Origin of the sequence: Psychrobacter sp. (assembly GCF_036731945.1) — a bacterium.
GTDB lineage: Bacteria > Pseudomonadota > Gammaproteobacteria > Pseudomonadales > Moraxellaceae > Psychrobacter.
Map to the genome: position 1 here is coordinate 1 of NZ_DAINDI010000113.1, position 4,818 is coordinate 4,818.

5 protein-coding genes are annotated in these 4,818 nt (G+C 40.3%); 2 read left to right on the forward strand and 3 right to left on the reverse strand.

The features are described from left to right. Positions 1-195: 195 nt before the first annotated feature. Entirely contained in the window at positions 196-1,020 is an 825-nt protein-coding gene (locus V7D75_RS14205; protein ID WP_333615086.1) for a hypothetical protein, read from the reverse strand. Between the two features lie 2 nt (positions 1,021-1,022). Further along, positions 1,023-2,588, reverse strand: a complete 1,566-nt coding sequence (locus tag V7D75_RS14210; protein WP_333615087.1) for a MobA/MobL family protein — start codon at positions 2,586-2,588, stop codon at positions 1,023-1,025. 242 nt (positions 2,589-2,830) lie between these two features. On the opposite strand from V7D75_RS14210, the gene V7D75_RS14215 reads away from it, so the two are divergent. Together V7D75_RS14215 and V7D75_RS14220 are read left to right on the forward strand one after the other, a co-directional pair. Further along, positions 2,831-3,265 carry a hypothetical protein gene (locus V7D75_RS14215; protein WP_333615088.1) on the forward strand — a complete coding sequence of 145 codons (435 nt, stop codon included), beginning with the start codon at positions 2,831-2,833 and terminating at the stop codon, positions 3,263-3,265. A 54-nt stretch (positions 3,266-3,319) separates the two neighbouring features. Further along, on the forward strand, positions 3,320-3,706 hold the full coding sequence (locus tag V7D75_RS14220) for a hypothetical protein (RefSeq protein ID WP_333615089.1): 387 nt from the start codon (positions 3,320-3,322) through the stop codon (positions 3,704-3,706). Positions 3,707-3,729: 23 nt separating this feature from the next. Here the strand turns inward: V7D75_RS14220 and repM are convergent, their stop codons facing one another. Continuing rightward, on the reverse strand, positions 3,730-4,692 hold the full coding sequence (repM, locus tag V7D75_RS14225) for a replication initiation protein RepM (RefSeq protein WP_333615090.1): 963 nt from the start codon (positions 4,690-4,692) through the stop codon (positions 3,730-3,732). Positions 4,693-4,818: the final 126 nt, after the last annotated feature.

Below are 4,818 nucleotides of genomic sequence, written 5' to 3' on the forward strand. Positions count from 1 at the left end.
CGTCCCTTAATTGACAGGTAAACGTCCCTTAATTGACAGGTAAACGTCCCTTAATCACCTACACAGCCCAATAGTATCAAGGCGTCCAGATGACTTAAAAGCTTTTAAAAACATTAAAAGCATTAAAAACCTTTTTGGTTGTTGATAACTAGAAAAGAGAAAGCTATTTTTTCATGCTTAGAACTAGGTTTATAGTTACTTAAATTTGCACCAAGTTGGGTTACTAAAAAATTTAGATTTAAAATCATCTCTACATTTGGTGGTGTCTACTTCTGCATAGTAGCCATCATCAGCTTGAATCACTTTATTAAATAATTGAGCATCATCAAGAGCATTGTATTCAGCCTTCCTTTGAATAATTTCATCTTTGCTAGGAACAAACAACCAAGCTGAACCAAACGTTAGCAGCATAATTGAAAGACAGACGCCACCAAGCATAGCCGTTACCTTCCAGCTAAGATGTTTTACTAAGTGATAGCTAAAATCACTGCCCACATCATCAAGCTTGTCTTTGGTATCTTTTGCAACCTTAGTTAGTGTTTTGTTTACACTCTCTTGTAGCTTCTTACTTTGCTTATCGTAGGTATCTTCATAAAACTTAAAATAACCCTGTCTGCGCTCAAATTCAGTTTTTGAATTAGCAGCAGCCGTCTCAAGATCCTCAAATTGCTTCTCAATCTTAGTGGCAACCGTTGATAGCTTTTGAGTTGCTGTATCTATATGGGTCGTAAAGCCTTGATCTATTAGCTCATGATAGCCTTTTTGGTTTTTTTGGAAGGCGGCATTGATATTGTTTTTGAGTACCTGACTGGTGTTATCTATGATTAGTTGTTCTTTGTCTTGGTATGTTTTTAATAGCTCAGTTAGCTTCTTAACCTGTGCGGATAGTTGCTGTGCATATTCTTCATTGGCTTGTGCTTGTGCCTTATTGTCTGCTAGTAGCTCTTGATCTTGTTCAATAAGCGCGTGAAGGAGAAGCACCAATTCTTCTATTTGCATCGACTGGGCGTTGTCAGTCATATCTAAAATCCTAATTCTATGCCACGACTGCGATTGATATCGTAGCTATGGTCATTAATGGCTGCTGAGACGCTCTGTAGGCGCTCCTGCTGCGTTTGAGAGAGGTTTTGCTTATGCTCAGGTACGATAGCATCAAAAACGCCCTTTAATGCCGCTGTATACTCTTTTCGCGTCACGCTGTGTCGTATGCTTTTGCTGCTATCTAATGCTGATTGCGATTGCTCGATAAGGGTGTTGCTTAAACGCTCGTATTGAATCTCTGCAAGCTCTCGTTGGTGCTTGGTGGTACTAGGGTCGCGTTGATAGTTTTTAAGGTCTCTCATAAGGGTATCTGCGGCTACAATAGCCACAAGATGTTGTCCAAACTCGCTGTCTGGGTCTATTTTCTGCAAGTGTGGCTTATCAAATTTAATGAGTTGCTGTGCTAGTCGCTTGAAGTGCTGATTAAATTGCCGTGTTTCCATAGCAATCCTTTCGCGCGTTTGCTCTCTGCGCTGCTCACGCTCTAGCTTCTCTTGGTCTGCCTGTTCTTGCTTTTTTTGTGCAATAGCAGCTATGCGCTGTTGTCTTAGGCGTTCTTGCTCGGCTTGCTGTGCTTTCTCGCGGTTAAGTCGTATTGTTTTAAGCTTATTTATTGCATCGTTGGTGCTGTCTATGCTCTCCTTAGTGACTTTTCTGGGCTTAAAGTCAGGTTTAGGGGCAGCTGGGACGATGAATAGCTTGCTTTCGCGCAGATCTGCGATGGTTCGGTCTGCTTTAGCATTGGTTTTTTGGTTGTTATCTAGGTGTTTGTTCCAAACCAACTCATTAGACTGGACAATCTCACGGTTAAACTGACCTTTCTCGGTCGGTATCCCTTTACGCTCCATGTGTGTAGCGTCTTTACCCATCTTGATTTGTGGTACTAGATCAATACCCTGTGATTTATAACTACGACTGTCGATCAGGTTGTGTCCTTTTGCTTCTAGTACCTTGTTAGCGGTATGTTCCCACAGCTCGCGCACTGCTTTAATTTCGTGGCTCATGCGCGGCAAGCCTTTTTTTCTGCGGTCATCGTCTGATATTTCACTGTCGGCTTTGTCTTTGGTGAGGTAGATTTTGCCGTCATCGTCCATAGTGGCGGTGCGTGTGGTTAATAGGATATGGGCATGGAAGTTAAGAGGACTTGCGCCGCGCTCGATTTCTTTATCGGTTGGCACATGGATCGCACAATCAGCGATCACCTGATATCTATCGGCTAGGGTTTTGGCGAAGTCATGCGCTAAACCTTTGCGATCTTGTTCGCCCAATTCATGCGGTAAGGCAATCAGCCATTCACGAGCCACGCGACTATTTTTTCGGGTTTCATTACGCTCTGCCATATTCCATAATTCGGCTCTGCCAATGTCACCATCAGCCAAGGCCGTCGGCAAAATGATATCGGCACTTAATACGCCACTGCGTTTTTGATAGTCGTGCGTTTTTCCATGCTCTTTATCTTCATCAAGTAATTTATCACCAGCACGATAAGCGGCGGCAGCAATGGCACTTTGTCCTTTTGCTCTGGATACTGACTTGGTGCTTGCCATGAATATCGCCATAACGACTGCCTATTTTGAGTTTGGTTTTTGGGGTTTGGGGTGTCCCCAACGTGTTTTGAGAATTGGGAGATATGAACCGTTAGGTGAATATATCACAGTTCTCGAAAACGCGCTCTTAGTCAGAGGGACACAACCATTAAGTATTGAATAAAGGGGGTTTTATTAATTATAGATTAGATTTATTTTGCTACACTACTTATAACTAATTTTCTCAAGAAAGGATATTTATAATGGGTGAGTGGTCAGATTATTTTGAGGATTTCCCCGAAGAGAATCCTGCGAATTGGCATAATCCCGAAGATGACGCTGAAAAACGTATGGGTAAGTACTCGGAGTTTTTTCCTAATTGGCGTGAAGGTCAATTAACAAAAGAAGAGCGAGCTGAGGTTCAAATAAAAATAGATGCCATAAATGCCAAAGCTAAAAAGGAAGAAGAAGATAGAGCAAATTATATAAAAGAGTTAAAAAGCAATCCGTTATTTCTTACAGATATATGCCCCCAATGCCATTTAAAGGAGCTAAAGATATATAAAATAAGTGATGATTCTTATTTTGGTGAATGCCAACACTGTGGGGTTTCGGCTGATGGAGTAAACGATAAAGTGATTTTAGAAAGCATCTCTGACACTATTTGGAAGCAAAATACTTGGTCATCACCTCTTTAGGTGCCTAGAGTTATATACTAATTATTTTAAATCTTCATAAAAATGAGATTAGTTATGGGTGGTATATTAAATTTTGCGTTAGTTTCAGTGGTTTTAATTTTATTTGTAGCGTCTCTTTGGTATTTCTTCCAAACAATTAGAGTTATGTGGAGATACAACTTTCTAGTAGCTATTATTGCAATATTTTTTGTACCAATAATCCATATCATATTTTATTTTTTCCCTAAGAGCGGGTTGAACAGCGATGAAAGGGCACCCTTTAAAAAATATTTCTTATCTATTGCAGCCATTATTGTATTAGGTATTTCTGCATCTGTAGTAATCCCCTCTTTAGAATATCAAGACTTAGGGCGCTCTATGAGTGATGGAAACACCGAAGTTAATAACGATACTGAAAGTGAACCGTGGGAATGGGATATACGTGCTGAAGATTTAGAATAAACCAGTCATTAAATATTAAGATCTTAATACTCAAGATAGTCTCTAATAGGGCGCTTCGTGAACTCCGAAGCGTCTTTTTTGAGACGGTTAATCATCTCAAACTCCCATCCATGCTGCGACTGCCCAGCTGGGCTAGTAGGGCTTACTAAATGATTGTATTCCGCCATAAAAGTAGGGTTGCGAACGATACGTCCTAGCTGCTTATCATTTAGCCCTTCAATGGTGAACATATCTGCTGTATTCCCATCTCTGAAAGATTTTTGCTTTGCATTTTTCGGTTGCGCTTTAGTTAATACCTTAAATTTAAAGCCTGCTATAGCCACGCCCTTTTTAACTTGCTCGTAGCTGACTTGTAGGTCTGATTTTTCGTTTATCTCATTCACTGCAAGGTCTAGAACGCGCTTTTTAAAGTCACTCATTGCCTTGTATTCAGTGTCTTCAACACCTAACTGCCCTCTGAAAACATCTAGGTCAAAACTTACCTTTTTCGCTTGTCTCCATTGGTTGAGTAGTTCATATAACCTCACAGAGTACACACTTTTCATTGGTGCTACCTGCTCAAGCGCAAATCTTGTGAATAGAGTTTTAGCTTCTATAGCATCAATACGTGTAATCTCTTGGACTACAGCAGGTGTAAGCATTATTTCAATGATTGCTTCATCATCTAAATACTTTGCCTGACTTACCCAATGAGACTTAACTGGCTTACCATCCCGCTCATCAAGAAATGTAAAATAACGCTTAAATAAAGAGGTTTCAGCCTCAATAAGAACTTCGTACGCCGTTTGTCTTGTGACACCAAACGCCTCAGCATAACGGCTTGCGTGGATAGGTAAGGGAGTTACGGTATCTATGCCTGCGCCTGTTTCTCTTGCGTCTATAATCGCTAACTGCATAAGTCGAATTTCAGCAAGTGATAATTTTTGTAGAGCTGTATTCAATCTGTGAGTTTTAACAACCTCATTTTTTAACTTTTTGCCGATCATATCTGTGAACCTACTTAGATAAAAGACTTTAATTTATCACGTCTTTAAAGTGACGTAAACACACAAAGTCATTAATTGACAGGTAAACGTCCCTTAATTGACAGGTAAACGTCCCTTAATTGACAG